Genomic DNA, 16,608 nt, shown 5'->3' with positions numbered 1-16,608 from the left:
GTTTATATCTCGTTCTGTTGTCATGTCAGGCTCTAGTCGGCCGGGATGCAGGCGTTTGGACTATGCCGCGGTCAGACAATATATAAGCCGCCGTTGACGTGTATGGTTTCTCCGTTCACAAAACTGGCGAGCTCGGAACACAGAAACATTATGACGCCGGCGACTTCATCGGCACTGCCGAAGCGCTTGAGCGGCGTGGCGTCGAGCAGGGCCTGGCCTTTTTGCTGCATCAGGCTGGACGCCATGGCTGTGTCGATGATGCCGGGAGACACAATGTTCACACGGGTCTTGGGAGCCAGTTCGAGTGCCAGACTCTTGCTCAGGCTGCTTACGGCGCCTTTCGAGGCGGAGTAGTGGGCGTGAGAGTGGCTGCCGCGATGGCCAGCCAAGGAAGCCAGATTGACGATGGAACTGTTCTCGGCCAAATAAGGCAAAACAGCCTGGCACATGTGAAAGGTGCCGTCCAGATTGATGCTCATCAAACGTCGCCAATCATCCTGCGTCATATCGGCGACTTGTTTTTCAGGATAGATACCGGCGCAGTGCACCAGGTGATCGATCTTGCCGTAACGTTGCGCCACTTCTGCGGCGGTCTGCTTGCAGGATTGTGCGTCAGAGACGTCGGTGCAATAGGCGCTGGCCGATGCGCCGATTTCTTTTTGCACGGCCTGGACCGCATCGAGGTTGACATCACTGATGGCAACGTCGGCTCCTAAGGCCGCCATTTTCTTTGCCGCAGCGCGACCTATGCCTCCGGCGGCGCCAGTGATGAGTATGGTTTTCTCGTTAAAAGTTATCATTTTTTATAGCTAGGGTTAATACCTATCCTATATAAGCTATTGTTTTAAAAAGAAAAATACAAGTGCTTAGCAAAACAGGATGAATTTATACAGGCTGAGCTTTGACACGGGTTTTTTGCATACGTAGAATTTCGCTGCAGCTTGTCTGATAAGTTGAAAATGTTATCAGACATTTAGAAAAATCAGAAGGGTGATGCCCAGCGTATGACCCATTTTTAAAGAGAACAGGAGATACAAGTATGAACTTTACCAAACTGGCTGTGGCGCTTTCAGCCTGCGGCATGGTTGCGATGGCCTCCGCCCAGGCCGCTCCTTTGAAGATCGCCTTGGTTGAAACGTTGTCCGGAGCCCAGGCCTCCACCGGTCTGATGTACCGCACCGCGGCCAACTACGGTCTTCAGCAACTGAACGAAGCCGGCGGCTGGAATGGCGAAGCCATCCAGATTGCCGAGTACGATAATCAGGGCGGCCCCGCGGGGGCGTCAGACAAGGTCAAAGCGGCCATTGCCGACGGCGCCCGCATCATTATTCAAGGATCTTCCTCTGCTGTGTCCGGGCAAATTACCGAAGATGTCCGTAAATACAATATACGTAACCCGGGCAAAGAAGTGCTGTTCCTGAACATGGGTGGTGAGGCGCTTGAACTGACAGGCGACAAATGCCACTTTTATCACTTCCGCTTCACGACCAACGCACCCATACGGGTCAAGGCATTGGTCAAGGCCATGAAAGAGGCGGGCGATCTGGGCACCAAGGTTTATTCGATGAACCAGAACTATTCCTGGGGCAACGATATGCAGACTTCCATCCAGGACTTCGCCAAAGAGGGTGGATATGAAGTGGTGGAAAGCACACTGCACGATGTCAACCGCATTCAAGATTTTTCGCCCTATGCCAGCAAGATCAAGGCGAGCGGTGCTCAGACGGTCATTACCGGCAACTGGTCCAATGACTTGTTGCTATTGATGAAGGCAACTCGTGGGGCAGGCCTTGACGTGCGATTCGGCACGGTATTCCTGGATCAGCCGGGCAATCTGGCCAATGCCGGTGAAACGGCGTTGGGCCATTACATAGCGAATGCCTACAACATGTCTGCCAGCCCGGAAGCCGAGAAATTTGGCGAAGAGTACAAAGCCGAGACGGGGCACTATCCTACCTATATCGAACCGCAAACCGTATTTGGCATTCGGATGCTTGCCGAAGCATTGAAAGCCACGCCTCCCGAGGATGGCCAGCTGAACATGGCCAAGCTTGCGCTGAATCTCGAGAAGGTTAAGCTCACTACCCCTGTGGGTGAAACCTCAATTCGTGCAGAGGACCACCAGGTGATTCTGCCTATCGTGGTGTCCAAAGTGACCAAGGAAGCCAAGTACAAGGCTGACGAAACCGCCATGGGCTTCGAAGTTGTGACACAGTTCGCCGGCCCCGATGCAGTGAATCCGCTGCAGAAAACCTGCAAGATGAAGCGTCCTGCCTGATGCTGGGTACGGCACCGGCTGCACGCCGGTGCCGGTAAGGTAAATGGTGGCGGTAGAAAGGTGCAATGATGGAATTTTTTACGGTTTCCCTATTGAACGGTACCGTGTACGGCTTGTTGCTGTTCATGGTGTCAGCGGGGTTGACCCTGATCTTTGGAATGATGGGCGTCCTGAACTTCGCCCATACTTCGTTTTATATGGTCGGGGCTTATCTGGCATTCAGCCTTGAGAAAGTGCTGGGCTTCTGGCCGGCGATCATTATTTCGCCGCTGATTGTTGGTGTTCTGGGCGCATTGGTCGAGCGCTATCTGTTGCGGCGCGTGCATCGCTACGGACATGGCCATCAGCTGCTCCTTACGTTCGGTGTGTCGTTCATCATTGCCGAGGTCATCAAGCTGTTCTACGGCAATTATCCCGTCAACTACCGTGTACCCGAATCTTTGTCCTTCTCGGCGTTCTCGGTTTTCGGCGCAGACTATCCCTTCTATCGTCTCCTCATTGGCGGTACGTCCATTTTGATGTTCGTGCTGATCTATCTCCTGTTGACCAAAACCAGAGTGGGCATAGTGGTGCGTTCCGCCATATACAAACCACGCATGGTAGAGGCGTTGGGACACAACGTACCCATGGTCTTCATGGGCGTATTTGCGGTCGGCGCAGGCCTGGCAGGCCTGGCGGGCGCGGTAGCCGGTGCGTTCTACACGACCAACCCCAATATGGCGCTGGAACTCGGGGTGTTGGTGTTCGTAGTGGTGGTAGTAGGTGGCCTGGGATCGCTGGAAGGCGCCATGCTGGCATCACTGCTGATCGGGCTTATCTCATCGTTTGCCGTGGGTATCGACTACAGCCTCGCTGATTTGTTTGGCTATTTTGGTGCAGGTGAATGGGCCGAGAACATTGGAGGTCTGCTGACGCTTAAGGTGTCATCGTTGTCGGCCACGATTCCGTTCTTTCTGATGCTGTTGGTTCTGCTGATTCGTCCATCGGGGCTTATGGGTGATCGGGAGTAGACCACATGAAATTATCACGACTGTTTGTTCTGGCGGCGCTTTTCGCCGTACTGCTGGCCCTGCCGCTCTACCTGTCGACCTCATTGGTCAATGCAGCCATTCAAATGCTGATTGCGGCGCTATTTGCCAGTGCATTCAATGTGCTGGCCGGTCAAGGCGGGATGCTTTCGTTCGGCCATGCCGCCTATTTCGCCATCGGGACCTTTGCAACCATACATGGCATGAATGCGCTGGACGAGACCGGGCTGCTTCCCACTCCCTTCATGCCCTTGCTGGGCGCGCTGGCTGGTTGCTTGCTGGGCCTTGTCGCGGGTTGGTTTTCAACGCAACGTAGTGGCGTGTACTTTTCGATGATCACGCTGGCTTTGGCCGAGCTGCTGCATACGCTCGCCCCTCACCTGAAAGATATCTTCGGAGGCGAGGGTGGCGTATCGGCGATGCGCATGCCTGCCTGGGGCTTCAATTTTGGAACGTCGATCGAGGTGTATTACCTCACCCTGGCTTGGGTTGCCTTGGGTATTGCCCTCTTGTATTACTTTACGCGAACTCCGCTCGGGCGATTGTGCCTGGGCCTGCGCGAAAACAGCCATAGGCTCAAGTTCATGGGCTACAACGTACACAGGCTGCGAACCTTGGTATTTACCGTTTCCGCGACCTTCTCGGGGCTGGCCGGGGCCTTGCTGGCCATGAATAACGAGGCCGCCAATTATGTGTTGTTCGACATGACCTTGTCGACGCAGGTGGTCCTGAACTCGTACATAGGTGGAATCGGTGCCTTCTTCGGTCCTGCCCTGGGTGCCGCGGTCATGACGTTCTTCGGGTACGCGGTTTCCGACATGACGCGAACCTGGCTGCTATACCAGGGCGTGATTTTCGTCCTGGTCATGATGTTCCTGCCCGCGGGCCTGTTCAGCATAGGCAAATGGTGGAGCAGCAATCGTGGGCGCTTCAGCACCGCACGATTGTCGGGCGTGTTGTCAGGATGGGTGATTGGTTGTGCCGTGGCGGCTGCCGGGTTCGTTTTCCTGTGTGAGTTTCTTGCCTTGATACTGGCCTTGGATTATCAGTCTCAGCTGACGGCGGGCGCGGCTTGGCCGGGTGTAACGCTGTTTCACCGGGTATGGTTGCCGGGCGCGCTTACAACCTGGCTCTTGCCTGTTGTCTTGATGGTGGCAGGGGTTGCCATAGTCTTGTACGTAAACCGCAAATGGCGGTCGCTGTGCGAAGGGGATGCAGAATGATCAACGCAACAAGCAGTGCAAGCGATAAGGCGGTGCTGACCTTGCACGATGTGCATAAGTCTTTTGGCGAGGCGCATATTATTCGTGGCGTCGACCTGGAGCTGCGTCAGGGTGAGCGCCATGCAGTCATTGGTCCCAATGGCGCCGGCAAATCCACGTTGTTCCATCTGATCTCGGGACAGTTCCGGCCATCGTCCGGTGAAATCTTTTTGCACGGAGATCCCATACATGGTCTGGAGGCACGTGCCATCAACCGCTTGGGTATGGCGCGCTCGTTTCAGATCACCAATATTTTTCCGGGACTTAGCGTCTTCGAGAATCTGCGCTTCGGCATCATGCGCCGTCACGGATTGGAGTACAACTTCTGGAAGCGGATTTCAGGGGCGTACAAGGTAACGCAAGAAACCGAAGAGCTGCTTGAGCGTGTCAGGCTGACCCGTTGCCGCGATACCCTGGGTGGTGAGCTCTCGTATTCCGAGCAGCGCTCGCTCGAAATAGGTATGTCGTTGGCCTCTGATCCGCAAGTATTGCTGCTGGATGAACCCATGGCCGGTATGTCGAGGGAAGAAACAGAGTACACCGTAGGATTGATACGCGAGCTTTCGCAAGGGCGATCATTGATGCTGGTCGAGCATGACATGGAAGTCGTGTTTTCTCTGAGCGACCGGATCAGTGTGCTGGTTTATGGAAAGATCATTGCTACCGGGACGCCGGATGAAATCCGCAACAACGCACAGGTCCAGGAAGCTTATCTGGGTACGGAGGTAAAGGCATGACGGAGACAGGCGCAGTGCCTTTGCTATCGGTGCGGGACTTGCACGTGCATTACGGTAAAAGTCATATTCTTCATGGCGTCACGTTTGACGTTGGGCAGGGTGAGGTTGTCAGCCTTTTGGGCCGCAATGGTTCGGGGCGTTCGACCATGATCAAGTCCATTATGGGTCTTGTGCCTCCCACTTCAGGCCAGATCCGGTTTGACGAGCGGGAAATTGCGGGAGCACCGCCTTATGCGGTGGCTCGGGCAGGCATGGCTTACGTGCCGGAAGAGCGGGATGTATTTGCCAATTTGACCGTTGATGAAAATCTCGCCATGGGCATACAACGTGCGCGCGATGGGGTACCGGCCTGGACCATCGAAGAAATGTTCGATTACTTTCCGCGTCTGAAAGAGCGCCGTAATACGCAGGCGGGCAATTTGTCCGGGGGCGAACAGCAGATGCTCACCATATGCCGCTCCTTATTGGGGAACCCGCGCCTGATCATGATCGATGAGCCGACCGAAGGCCTGGCACCCAAGAATGTAACGATCGTGGGTGAAGCCATTCAGGATATTCACAGAAAAGGTGTTTCGGTTATTCTGGTTGAGCAGAAGCTCACTATCGCCATGAAAATCTCCACCGCTGTATGTTTGCTGGGGCACGGCAAGATCGTCTTTCGAGGTACGCCCGATGAACTGGCTGGCAACTCGCAGCTGCTGAAAGACTGGCTGGCTGTATGACTGAAACAACTATCGCTGCAGACATGCTCGCTCGCCTTGCGCAAGGCAAGACTTTTCAAGATCTGGCGGGCAAAGTGGTTTTCATTACCGGTGCAGGCAACGGCATTGGCCTGGCTATGGCGCGGGCGTTTGCCGCCTGCGATGCGCGCCTGGCGCTGCTGGACATCAATGGCCCAGCACTGCAGGCAGCTTGTACATCGTTACAGGCAGAGTTTCCGGGTGTTCAGGTACAAACCTGTGTGGCGGCCGTCAACGATGAAGCCGCCGTCCATGGCGCCGTCCAGGCCGTTCATGCGGCCTTTGGACGTCTGGACATCTTGCTGAACAACGCCGGTATTTCCATGAACCAGCCGACGCTGAAGCTTTCCGGCGAACTCTGGCGCAAGGCCATGGACGTCAATGTGAATGGGGTTTTTTACTGTGCTCAGGCGGTTGGCCGGCATATGGTCGAGCAGGGCAGCGGAGTCATTCTGAATGTCTCATCCATGTATGGCACCATCGCTGCTCCTGAGCGGGCTGCCTATTGCACCAGCAAGGCGGCTGTCGCCATGCTGACCAAAGTATTGGCCATCGAATGGGCCGGTCATGGCATCAGGGTGAACGCCATTGCGCCAGGCTATGTGAAGACAGCGCTCGTCGAAGAGCTGGTTGCGGAAGGCCGCATGGATCTCGACGCCCTGACACGACGCACGCCTGTTGGGCGTTTGGGCGAGCCGCACGAAATTGCCACGCTGGCTGTGTTTCTGGCCTCGGAGCACGCCGCATTCATTAATGGCCATGTTGCCGTGGCCGATGGCGGCTGGTCTGCCTACAGCTATATCTGAACCCAAATCAATCCGTCCGGAGACGACTCCCATGCCTGAAATCATTGAACTTTCCCCATCGTCGCGATGGGTTGAGCTGCGCACCACCAAAGAAGATTGGAAGAAGGCCAACCCCAGGCTGCTGGGTACGCTGCTCTCGCATTTGCACCTTATCAGGGCTTTCGAAGAGACGGTCGTCGAGCTGGCCATGGAAGGACTGGTGCACGGGCCCGCTCACTCCAGCATAGGCCAGGAAGGTGGAGCGGCCGGTTCCATTGTTTCGCTGACAGCGGCGGATCAAGTCAATGGCTCGCATCGCGGCCATCATCAGTTTTTGAGCAAGGCGCTGGCCTACGTGACGCCGGGTGGGATAGATCCCAAGCTGGAGCTCAGTGCTGAAGTAGAGACTTTATTGCAACGCACCCTGGCAGAGATCATGGGACTTGCGCAAGGGTTCTGCCGTGGCCGTGGCGGTTCAATGCATCTGCGTTGGGATGAGGCCGGGGTACTGGGCACCAATGCGATTGTCGGGGGTGGCGTGCCGCTGGCAGCCGGCGCAGCCTGGGCGCATAAGCAGGCGGGCACCGATGCGGTGGCCGTAACTTATTTTGGTGATGGTGCCGTCAATATCGGGTCGGTTCTGGAAACCATGAATCTGGCCGCAGCATGGAAGCTGCCGCTATGCTTTTTTATCGAAAACAATCGCTATGCCGTGTCGACCCACGTAGAGGAGGCTACGGCCGAACCTCGCCTGTCGGCACGCGGGCAGGCCTTTAATATCCCCAGCTGGAAGGTCGATGGAATGGATCCGCTGGCTGTGCACATGGCCATGGATCAGGCCTTGCAGCATATGCGTGCCGGCAATGGCCCCACCATCATTGAAGCGGACGTGTACCGGTATTTCCACCAAAATGGTGGTTTCCCAGGCAGTGCTTTCGGCTACCGGACCAAAGAAGAGGAACAGTCCTGGCGTCAGCGGGATCCGCTGGATGCCCTGGGCAGCCAGATGGTGGCACGCAAGCTTATTACGGCCAAGCAAATCGAAGCGCTGCGCCAGCGCATGCAGGCGTCCATGAAGAAGGCAGTGGCGGCTCTGACCGAAGCCGATCCCGATGGCAAGCGCGGCAAGAAGCGGATACGTCCTGAACTCTGGCCCAGTGCTGATTTCCGTGATGTAGGCATACGCGGTGACTTGTCCGAACTGGACGGTGTACGTACCGAAGAGCAGGCTGGTTTCCAGGGGAAACTGGAAGAGCGCAAGTTCATTGATGTGGTTGCCGATGTGATGGCGCGCCGTATGGAGACGGACGAGGGCGTCGTCGTGCTGGGCGAAGATGTGCATCGCCTCAAAGGCGGTACCAACGGGGCTACGCGGGGTCTGAAAGACCGGTTCCCGGAGCGGGTGTTGGGGACGCCGATCAGCGAGAATGCATTTGCAGGCCTGGGTGGTGGTATGGCCATGGATGGACGTTTCAAACCGGTGGTCGAATTCATGTATCCGGATTTCATGTGGGTGGCCGCTGATCAGGTGTTCAATCAGATCGGCAAGGCGCGCCATATGTTTGGCGGTGACATCAATATGCCGCTGGTGCTGCGCAGCAAGGTCGCCATGGGTAGCGGTTATGGCTCGCAGCACTTGATGGATCCGGCTGGTATTTTTGCGACCAGCCCGGGCTGGCGTATTGTTGCACCCTCCACGCCTTTTGATTACATCGGTTTGATGAACGCCGCACTGACCTTGAAAGATCCGGTTCTGGTGATTGAGCACGTCGATCTTTACGCATCCAGCGGCCTGGCCCCGGTTGATGATCTGGACTACCAGATTCCCTTCGGCAAGGCAGCCGTGCGGCGCAGTGGCAAGGACGTGACGGTATTGACTTATTTGTCCATGGTTGCGCACAGCCTGGAGGCTGTTGAGCAAACCGATGTGGACGCCGAAGTCATCGATTTGCGCTGGCTCGACCGAGCCAGCATAGACTGGGACACCATAGGCGCCAGTATCCGGAAGACCAACAATGTGCTGATTGTGGAGCAAGGTGCGCAAGGTACTTCCTACGGCGGATGGCTGTCCGACGAAATCCAGCGCCGTTATTTCGATTGGCTGGATCAACCTGTACAGCGCGTTACCGGCGGCGAAGCATCGCCAAGCATCAGCAAGGTGCTGGAGCGTGCCGCCTGCGCCCGCAGCGAAGAGGTCGTTGCGGGTTTGCAAGCATGCATGCGGGCGCAGGGCGCCGGCAGTGACAAAGATTAAGGAGAAAACCATGACACTCGACATGACATCGCCGCTGGAAGTGGGCATAGCCTGCCGCGATCTGGCCGGCCTGCGCCGCTTCTACGAGCAGGTTCTGGGCTTCACCTTCATCAGCGAATACCAGGTTCCTGCCGACAAGTCAGCGGAATCGGGTTTGTCGGCAGGAGGGTATGCGGTGGTCCGGCTGCAGACCTCGAACGGTGAGCGGGTCAAGCTGCTTGCTCCCGTCCAGGCCGTACCGGAGCAGGAGCCTGCAGCCTTCATTCTGGATAAGCCGAACGCGGTGTACCTGACTTTCATCATCGAAGATATCGATGCCGCCATTGCGCGGCTTCTGCAGGAAGGCATCACATTCATGACCGGAGACAAGCGTGTAGAAGTGCGCCCCGGGGTCTACCTGGCTTTCTGCCGTGACCCGGAAGGCAATGTGCTTGAGCTGGTTCAGTACGAAGACATCTCGACCTACCGCAGTGATCTGAAACAAAGGAGTGTCTGATATGGCAACGCTTGTACGTATGCCTGAAGTGGCTGCCAATACTGATTCGGCCGTGATTGTTTCCTGGGCTCTACAGGAAGGGGAGGCCGTTGCAGAGGGCGATTGCCTGGCGGAAATCGAAACCGAGAAGGCCGTTATTGAGTTCAATGCCGAGCAGGCAGGTGTGCTGGGCAAGATACTGGTTCAGGCCGGCAAGGAGGTAGAGGTAGGTACCCCTATTGCGGTTTTGTTTGCATCGGATGAAAAGGATGTGGATATCGCTGCGTTATTGTCCGCAGGGGCCTCAGAGCCTGGTGCCGCCGACGTAGCCGTCGCAGCGCCTGAGCAGAGCACCTCGCCTAGTCAGGCGCCCGTCCGAGACCCTGCACCCGTTGCCTCAACGGCATCCGATGCGGCCAGTCACGAGCGTATCTTTGCCAGCCCACTGGCCAAGCGTCTGGCACGCGACGCAGGGATAAACTTGTCGGGTCTTGCAGGCAGCGGCCCTCAGGGCCGTGTCGTCAAGCGCGATGTGCTGGCGGCGCAGCAGGCTGCAGCGGCAAGTGTAGCGGTCGGTACACCAGCGGTTGCGACGCCGGCGGCAGGGCAGGCGCAATCTTATACCGACGTCCCACATACCAGCATGCGCCGCACGATTGCACGCCGCCTGAGCGAAAGCAAGCAGACCGTTCCGCATTTTTATCTGCGCGCAGACTGTCGTATGGATGCGTTGCTGGCCATGCGCAAGCAAATCAATCAGTCGGGCGTGCGCAAGGTTTCCGTCAACGACATCATTGTGAAGGCCGTGGCCGCAGCCTTGCGTCAGTTGCCCGAGATGAACGTAAGTTGGACCGAATCTGCCTTGCGCCATTACCAGGACATCGACATATCGGTAGCCGTCTCGACACCCACCGGATTGATTACACCGGTGGTGAAGGGGGTAGATACCAAGTCTCTGTCCAACGTCAGTCTCGATATTGCCGACCTGGCCCACAGGGCACGTGAAGGCAAGCTGGCACCACATGAGTATCAGGGAGGCAGCTTTACCGTCAGCAATCTGGGCATGTACGGCGTTCAGGAGTTTGCCGCCATTATCAATCCTCCGCAGGCCGCCATTCTTGCTGTGGGTGGTTTCGAGCAGCGGCCATCTGTGATCGACGGGACACTTGGCATTGCCTCGGTCATGACAGTGACCTTGTCGGTGGATCATCGCGCCATTGATGGTGCGCTGGCGGCAAAATGGCTGGGTATCTTCAAGTCTGTTATTGAAAATCCCCTGGCCGCCCTTATTTGAGCACGTCGCATGAAAGCAGAAAATTTTGATGTCGTAGTGGTGGGTGCCGGGCCCGGGGGCTATGTGGCGGCTATTCGCGCTGCCCAGCTTGGCCTGCGTACCGCCATCGTCGAGAAATCCGAGCTGGGTGGCATATGCCTGAACTGGGGTTGCATTCCCACCAAGGCGATGCTGCGCTCGGCTGATGTTTTGCGCCTGATGCGCCAGGCCGTTCAGTTCGGCATCAAGGCAGCCGAGCCCGAGCCCGATCTGCAGGCCATTGTGGCCCGTTCGCGCAAAGTGGCGACACAACTGCAGCGCGGGGTGGGCCAATTGATGAAGAAAAACGGCATCACCGTCATCAATGGGCAGGCCCGTCTGGCGGGCAAGGAGCGACTGGCTGTCACGAGCAAAGATACCGAAACCCTGATTGCCGCCAAGCATATCGTGCTGGCGACAGGTGCGCGTGCCCGCACGTTGCCGGGGCTGGATGCGAATCCCGATAGCGTATGGTATTACCGCGAGGCCCTGACCCCGCCCCGCCTGCCCAAAAGCATGCTGGTAGTGGGTGCAGGGGCCATTGGCATTGAGTTCGCCAGTTTCTATCATGCACTGGGCGTACAGGTACATGTCGTCGAGATGGCAGACCGTGTCTTGCCGCTGGAAGATGCTGAAGTATCTGAGTACGTTGGACAGTCGTTGCGCAAACAGGGCATGACGCTCCATCTGGGTTGCGGTATTACCGGTCAGCGCAAGTACGCAGGCGGCTGGAAAATCAAACTCGGTGGGCCGGGTGACAAAGAACTCGATGTCGAGGTCATTCTGGTGGCCGCCGGCATTGTGGGCAATGTAGAAGGGCTGGGTCTGGAAGGCACAGCTGTCAAGGTCGAGAATAGTCATATCGTCACAGACAGCTACGGCGCAACGGGTGAGTCAGGTGTGTATGCCATTGGTGATGTGGCAGGTGCCCCGTGGCTGGCCCACAAGGCCTCGCACGAAGCGATGATCTGCATAGAAAAAATTGCCGGACTGACACCTGAGCCTATCGCTGCCAACCGGGTCCCGGCCTGCACCTATAGTCATCCGCAGGTGGCTCATGTTGGTCTGACCGAGCAGCAGGCCCGCGATGCGGGGCGTCCGGTCCGCGTGGGCAAGTTTCCTTTCTCGGCTAATGGCAAGGCTATTGCCTTGGGGGCAACCGATGGTTTCGTGAAAGTTGTTTTCGATGCGGACAGTGGCGAGCTGCTTGGCGCCCATATGGTGGGCGACGAGGTCACCGAGATGATCCAGGGCTACGTAGTGGCTACCGAGCTCGAAACTACTGAAGCAGAGTTGATGCAGTCGATCTTCCCGCATCCGACCCAGTCTGAAGCCATGCACGAAGCAGTGCTGTCAGCCTATGGGCGGGGCCTGCATTACTGAGCGCGATGAGGTTGGTTGGCGTGGAGTGACAGAGTGCATTCAGCTGCCATGCCCCGCTCGCCGGGCCTCGCCGTCTTGCGCATACTGCTTCTCCAGAATGTGCTGATAGGCGCTTTTGATGTCGCTTTGCAAGGCTGCCCTGGCAGCCTCGGCATCGCGGCTTTCAAGGGCATCGATCAGCCGGATGTGATGCTCGTAAGCCGTTTTCTTGACGGTGCGCTCCGAGCCGGCGTGAATGTCGTAGTTGAGTATGGGGCCTATGCGTAGCCATAGGCTTTCTATCATGCGCAAGAGCAAAGGCATGTTGGCGTTTTCGTACACCTGGAAATGCAGTGCCTTGTTCAACATGACGACGGCAGCGCTATCCGGATTGGTGGCCTCCATTTCGCGGGCAAGCCGGGCATTCAGTTTGCGCAGGCGTGCGATAAGCGAGGTGGGCGCAATCAGGGCAGCCTGCTGGACGGCATAGCCTTCAAGCTCGAGGCGTATATTCGTGACCTCTGTATATTGCTCAGCGCTCAATATTGGTACGCGTACGGAGCGGTTGGGTGTGACTTCCAGAGCTTGTTCGCCGACCAGTTGGGCCACTGCTTCCCGCACCGGCATGACGCTGATGCCCATGGCTTCGGCCGTGGTGCGCAGGGATAAAAGCTGGCCGGGCATGACTTGGCCGCTGAGCAGCAGTTCTTTGAGCTGGCTCAGGGCATGTCCGCTGAGTGTCTTGCCGCGTGGGGCGGAGGTCAGGGGCGTGGTAGACATGAATAGATTATTCGCTCGATCCTAGGGTTAGTACTAGCTGTAAACTGTGATCACAGTTGCGCTAGTATAGCCATAGTTCAGTGAAACCAAAATCGCCATTTTTCCTATGTGGCGAGCACGTGTTAAAGGCCAGGTATGTTTGAAGATATTAGTATGAAAGGCAAGAAAGTCCTGATTACCGCTGGTGCCAGCGGCCTGGGGCTCGAGATGGCCAAGGTATTTACCGCTGCCGGTTGTCAGGTGCTGGTGTGTGATCTTAACCAGACGCTGCTTGATGCCGCCAAAAAGGAATGCCCGGGCCTGCATGCCACGGTGGCCGATGTTGCCGACGAAGACAGTGTGGCGGCATTGTTCGAGCAAACCAGGCAAGTGCTGGGAGGGCTCGATGTCCTGATCAACAACGCCGGTATCGCTGGCCCTACAGGCTATGTCGAAACACTCAGCAAGGCCGATTGGGACCGCACCCTGGCTGTCAATATTACCGGTCAGTTTTTGTGCGCCCGTCTGGCGGTCGATCTGCTCAAGCAGTCCGAAGCCGGGGTCATGATCAATCTTTCCTCTGCAGCGGGCCACCTGGGTTTTGCCGGTCGCAGCGCTTACTCGGCGTCCAAGTGGGCGGTGGTCGGGTTCACCAAATCGCTGGCTCTTGAATTGGGCAAGTTTGGGGTCAGGGTCAATGCTATTTTGCCGGGTGCTGTCGAAGGGCCCAGAATTCGCGCAGTAATGGCTGCCAAGGCCAAAACGCTGGGCATCCCGCTTGAAGAAATCGAACGCAGGCACGATCAGCAGGCGGCCCTGGGCCGCCTGGTCACGGCCCGAGATATTGCCAATATGGCCTTATTCTCGGCCAGTGGCGCGGCAGGCAATGTGACCGGGCAAGCTCTGGCTGTGGATGGCCACACCCAGGCCCTGATTTAAGAACACCAGCTGCCATTGCGGCGGCGCACGTCAATCAACTTGGAATAGTAAATATCATGGCAAGCAAGAAGAAAGTCATTATTACCTGCGCTGTCACTGGCGCCATTCATACACCAAGCATGTCCAAGCACCTGCCGGTCACGGCCGAACAGATCGCCGATCAGGCCATTGCCGCAGCCAAAGCCGGCGCGGCGATTTTGCACCTGCACGCTCGCGATCCGCAAAACGGCAAGCCTTCGCAAGACCCTGAGCTTTTCCGCCCATTCCTGTCGAAAATCCGCGAACATACCGATGCCGTCATCAACATCACCACCGGCGGTAGTCCGCACATGACTGTCGAAGAGCGCATGCGTCCGGTCATGACTTTCAAGCCCGAGCTGGCCTCTTTGAACATGGGGTCCATGAACTTCGGCCTGTTCCCCATGCTCGAGCGTTTCAAGAACTTTGAACACGAATGGGAACGCGAACATCTGGAAAACAGCCGCGACCTGATTTTCAAGAACACCTACAAAGATATTGAAACCATTCTGCGCCGGGGCACCGACAACGGGACACGTTTCGAGTTCGAGTGCTACGACATCAGCCACCTCTACAACCTGGCTCATTTCATGGATAGGGGGCTGGTGCAAAGCCCACCTTTCATTCAGTCGGTATTTGGCATCCTGGGCGGTATAGGCCCCAACCCCGAAGACCTGATGCATATGCGTCGTACGGCTGACCGTCTGTTCGGCGATAATTACCAGTGGTCGATTCTGGGCGCCGGCCGCAATCAGATCCCCTTGGCCACCATGGGTGCGGCTATGGGCTCGAACGTGCGTGTCGGTCTCGAGGACTCGCTCTGGATAGGTCCCGGCCAGCTGGCGTCGTCGAACGGCCAGCAGGTCAGCCAGATACGCACCGTCATCGAAGCACTGAACCTGGAAGTGGCCACGCCTGACGAGGCCCGCGCCACCTTGCAACTGAAAGGCAGCGACAAGCTGGAGTTCTGATCTCCTGGGGCAGGCGGGCCAAGCCTTTGGGTTTGCCCGCTACCTTGTACAGGCTTCCTATGGAATCTCTGTGTGTGTTTTCAAGGGGGTGTCGTCGCGTACCGGTACCGTCTGGCGTTCTATCATGCGGTGCACGTGTGGCGGCTTGTTGCCGCGGTGCAGGGCCAGCAACTGGCTGAATACTTCGCCATCGGCCTGTGTGCGGCGCTGATGATGCCTGACGTATTCCACCCAGGTGGGAACGTGATAGGTTTCAGACCATATGCGCGGATTTTCCAGATCGCGCAGCAACGACCACTGACGCGCGCCATCACGCAGGCGTATACGCCTGCGTTGCGACATGAGGCTCAGGAAGGTGTTGACATCTTGCTGAGCGATTTCATAGTCGACCATGATCATGATGGGACCGCTGCGCGAACGCAAATCCAGCTGCAGGGCAGGTTCGTGGAAGGTGTCGAGCGGGTCAAGGCTGAGCTTGCCAAACTCGGGCAATACAAAGCGCAAACCTATGGCCGCGCCAAACACCATGACTGCACCGGCCAGAATCAGCGCATTGTCGGTTCCTTGTGCTTCGGCTGCGATACCCCAAATCCAGCTGCCAACCGCCATGCCGCCAAAGGTGGCTGTTTGATACAGCGCCAGGGCTCGTCCCACTACCCAGCGCGGTGTGGATAACTGTACGGTGACGTTGAACAATGACAGCGTCATGACCCAGCATGCACCAGCGGGCAATACAGCCAGGCAGCTTAGCCACAACTGGCGGCTGAAAGCCATGGCAACAAGACTCAGTGCAAACACCAGAAAGGTGCCCCGGACGATGGTTTCGTTGGCCCATCGTTCGCGTACCCGTGCATTCAACAGGGCACCGCCTATGGCACCCGCACCAAAACAGCCCAGAATGATGCCGTAGGAAAAAGCGCCACCGGTGACCAGGTCGCGGGTGACGAGCGGCAGCAAGGCCAGCACAGATACTGCTGTCAGGCCGAAAATAAAGCTGCGGAACATGACCTTGAGCAAATTGGGCGACAGGGCGATGTAACGCAGTCCGGCCGACATGGCGCTGCCAAAGGATTCGCGCGGTAGCGGATTGGGGGTTCGTTCGGGCTTCCAGCGAGCCAATGCCCTGATCAGGGCAAAATAGCTGACGGCGTTTACGGCAAAGGCGAAGGCCGCGCCGGCCACGGCAACAATGATGCCGCCCACCGCCGGCCCGATGCTGCGCATGAGGTTATAGCTCATGCTGTTCAGTGTGATGGCACCCGATAACTCTTCACGCGGGACCAGGTCACCCATGGATGCCTGCCAGGAAGGGTTGTGCAAAGCAGTGCCGCAGCCGATAAGAAAAGTAAAGAACAGCAGCAGCCAGGGTGTGATCAGCCCGGCAAAGGCGAAAATGGCCAAGGCGGCTGACACGACCATCATTAGTGTTTGTGCCACCAGCATGATGTTGCGGCGGTTGAAGTTGTCGGCCAAAGCACCTGCCGCGAGCGAAAAAATCATGATGGGCAGCGTGGTGGCGGCCTGCACCAGGGCCACCATGTCGGCCGAGGCCGAAATGCTGGTCATCATCCAGCCGGCACCCACGATTTGCACCAACCCGCCCAGGTTGGACGCCAGTGTGGCTGTCCAGAGGGCGCGGAAGTTGGCGTGCTGCAAGGGAGCTAAAGGTGAAGTGCTCATGTTGTTAT

At 57.2% G+C, this 16,608-nt stretch carries 15 protein-coding genes; 12 read left to right on the top strand and 3 right to left on the bottom strand.

Annotation, left to right across the window (positions count from 1 at the left end; genetic code table 11):
- Positions 1–71 precede the first annotated feature (71 nt).
- Positions 72–800: an SDR family NAD(P)-dependent oxidoreductase gene (locus ERD84_RS02995; protein ID WP_130038129.1), complete on the bottom strand. Its 729-nt coding sequence runs from the start codon at positions 798–800 to the stop codon at positions 72–74.
- Between the two features lie 239 nt (positions 801–1,039).
- On the opposite strand from ERD84_RS02995, the gene ERD84_RS02990 reads away from it, so the two are divergent.
- The 10 genes from ERD84_RS02990 (at position 1,040) to lpdA (ending at position 12,254) form a co-directional block, all read left to right on the top strand.
- Complete coding sequence (locus tag ERD84_RS02990; protein ID WP_130038127.1) at positions 1,040–2,278, top strand: branched-chain amino acid ABC transporter substrate-binding protein; 1,239 nt, start codon at positions 1,040–1,042, stop codon at positions 2,276–2,278.
- A gap of 68 nt (positions 2,279–2,346) precedes the next feature.
- Complete coding sequence (locus tag ERD84_RS02985; RefSeq protein WP_130038864.1) at positions 2,347–3,288, top strand: branched-chain amino acid ABC transporter permease; 942 nt, start codon at positions 2,347–2,349, stop codon at positions 3,286–3,288.
- Positions 3,289–3,293: 5 nt separating this feature from the next.
- The gene (locus ERD84_RS02980; RefSeq protein ID WP_130038125.1) at positions 3,294–4,529 is read left to right on the top strand and encodes a branched-chain amino acid ABC transporter permease; all 1,236 of its coding nucleotides are present in this window, start codon (positions 3,294–3,296) and stop codon (positions 4,527–4,529) included.
- Entirely contained in the window at positions 4,526–5,305 is a 780-nt protein-coding gene (locus ERD84_RS02975) for an ABC transporter ATP-binding protein (RefSeq protein WP_130038123.1), read from the top strand. The genes ERD84_RS02980 and ERD84_RS02975 overlap by 4 nt, the downstream gene beginning before the upstream one ends.
- Positions 5,302–6,027, top strand: a complete 726-nt coding sequence (locus ERD84_RS02970) for an ABC transporter ATP-binding protein (RefSeq protein WP_130038121.1) — start codon at positions 5,302–5,304, stop codon at positions 6,025–6,027. Before ERD84_RS02975 ends, ERD84_RS02970 begins: the two co-directional genes overlap by 4 nt.
- Positions 6,024–6,851: an SDR family NAD(P)-dependent oxidoreductase gene (locus ERD84_RS02965; RefSeq protein ID WP_130038119.1), complete on the top strand. Its 828-nt coding sequence runs from the start codon at positions 6,024–6,026 to the stop codon at positions 6,849–6,851. The genes ERD84_RS02970 and ERD84_RS02965 overlap by 4 nt, the downstream gene beginning before the upstream one ends.
- Positions 6,852–6,882: 31 nt before the next feature.
- The gene (locus tag ERD84_RS02960) at positions 6,883–9,084 is read left to right on the top strand and encodes an alpha-ketoacid dehydrogenase subunit alpha/beta (protein ID WP_130038117.1); all 2,202 of its coding nucleotides are present in this window, start codon (positions 6,883–6,885) and stop codon (positions 9,082–9,084) included.
- A gap of 10 nt (positions 9,085–9,094) precedes the next feature.
- Positions 9,095–9,580: a VOC family protein gene (locus ERD84_RS02955; RefSeq protein WP_130038115.1), complete on the top strand. Its 486-nt coding sequence runs from the start codon at positions 9,095–9,097 to the stop codon at positions 9,578–9,580.
- 1 nt (position 9,581) lies between these two features.
- Complete coding sequence (locus tag ERD84_RS02950; RefSeq protein ID WP_130038113.1) at positions 9,582–10,853, top strand: pyruvate dehydrogenase complex dihydrolipoamide acetyltransferase; 1,272 nt, start codon at positions 9,582–9,584, stop codon at positions 10,851–10,853.
- Between the two features lie 9 nt (positions 10,854–10,862).
- Positions 10,863–12,254, top strand: coding sequence for a dihydrolipoyl dehydrogenase (gene lpdA, locus ERD84_RS02945; protein WP_130038111.1), 1,392 nt, complete (start codon positions 10,863–10,865; stop codon positions 12,252–12,254).
- A 39-nt stretch (positions 12,255–12,293) separates the two neighbouring features.
- Here the strand turns inward: lpdA and ERD84_RS02940 are convergent, their stop codons facing one another.
- Positions 12,294–13,013, bottom strand: coding sequence for a GntR family transcriptional regulator (locus ERD84_RS02940; protein WP_130038109.1), 720 nt, complete (start codon positions 13,011–13,013; stop codon positions 12,294–12,296).
- A gap of 135 nt (positions 13,014–13,148) precedes the next feature.
- Between ERD84_RS02940 and ERD84_RS02935 the strand changes: the two genes are divergently transcribed.
- Together ERD84_RS02935 and kce are read left to right on the top strand one after the other, a co-directional pair.
- Positions 13,149–13,931: an SDR family oxidoreductase gene (locus tag ERD84_RS02935; protein WP_130038107.1), complete on the top strand. Its 783-nt coding sequence runs from the start codon at positions 13,149–13,151 to the stop codon at positions 13,929–13,931.
- 56 nt (positions 13,932–13,987) lie between these two features.
- Complete coding sequence (kce, locus tag ERD84_RS02930; protein WP_130038105.1) at positions 13,988–14,920, top strand: 3,5-dioxohexanoate:acetyl-CoA acetone transferase; 933 nt, start codon at positions 13,988–13,990, stop codon at positions 14,918–14,920.
- Between the two features lie 57 nt (positions 14,921–14,977).
- On the opposite strand, the gene ERD84_RS02925 is transcribed toward kce, so the two are convergent.
- Entirely contained in the window at positions 14,978–16,600 is a 1,623-nt protein-coding gene (locus tag ERD84_RS02925; protein ID WP_130038103.1) for an MFS transporter, read from the bottom strand.
- Positions 16,601–16,608 lie beyond the last annotated feature (8 nt).

The sequence above is a fragment of the Pollutimonas harenae genome (genome assembly GCF_004153685.1).
Lineage (GTDB): Bacteria > Pseudomonadota > Gammaproteobacteria > Burkholderiales > Burkholderiaceae_B > Pusillimonas_C > Pusillimonas_C harenae.
This window is presented reverse-complemented; position numbering and strand designations above follow the sequence as displayed.

Bases quoted from the DNA above. Each gene is read 5' to 3' on its own strand.
- ERD84_RS02995 (WP_130038129.1), bottom strand. From the start codon at position 800: ATGATAACTTTTAACGAGAAAACCATACTCATCACTGGCGCCGCCGGA.
- ERD84_RS02990 (WP_130038127.1), top strand. From the start codon at position 1,040: ATGAACTTTACCAAACTGGCTGTGGCGCTTTCAGCCTGCGGCATGGTT.
- ERD84_RS02985 (WP_130038864.1), top strand. From the start codon at position 2,347: ATGGAATTTTTTACGGTTTCCCTATTGAACGGTACCGTGTACGGCTTG.
- ERD84_RS02980 (WP_130038125.1), top strand. From the start codon at position 3,294: ATGAAATTATCACGACTGTTTGTTCTGGCGGCGCTTTTCGCCGTACTG.
- ERD84_RS02975 (WP_130038123.1), top strand. From the start codon at position 4,526: ATGATCAACGCAACAAGCAGTGCAAGCGATAAGGCGGTGCTGACCTTG.
- ERD84_RS02970 (WP_130038121.1), top strand. From the start codon at position 5,302: ATGACGGAGACAGGCGCAGTGCCTTTGCTATCGGTGCGGGACTTGCAC.
- ERD84_RS02965 (WP_130038119.1), top strand. From the start codon at position 6,024: ATGACTGAAACAACTATCGCTGCAGACATGCTCGCTCGCCTTGCGCAA.
- ERD84_RS02960 (WP_130038117.1), top strand. From the start codon at position 6,883: ATGCCTGAAATCATTGAACTTTCCCCATCGTCGCGATGGGTTGAGCTG.
- ERD84_RS02955 (WP_130038115.1), top strand. From the start codon at position 9,095: ATGACACTCGACATGACATCGCCGCTGGAAGTGGGCATAGCCTGCCGC.
- ERD84_RS02950 (WP_130038113.1), top strand. From the start codon at position 9,582: ATGGCAACGCTTGTACGTATGCCTGAAGTGGCTGCCAATACTGATTCG.
- lpdA (WP_130038111.1), top strand. From the start codon at position 10,863: ATGAAAGCAGAAAATTTTGATGTCGTAGTGGTGGGTGCCGGGCCCGGG.
- ERD84_RS02940 (WP_130038109.1), bottom strand. From the start codon at position 13,013: ATGTCTACCACGCCCCTGACCTCCGCCCCACGCGGCAAGACACTCAGC.
- ERD84_RS02935 (WP_130038107.1), top strand. From the start codon at position 13,149: ATGTTTGAAGATATTAGTATGAAAGGCAAGAAAGTCCTGATTACCGCT.
- kce (WP_130038105.1), top strand. From the start codon at position 13,988: ATGGCAAGCAAGAAGAAAGTCATTATTACCTGCGCTGTCACTGGCGCC.
- ERD84_RS02925 (WP_130038103.1), bottom strand. From the start codon at position 16,600: ATGAGCACTTCACCTTTAGCTCCCTTGCAGCACGCCAACTTCCGCGCC.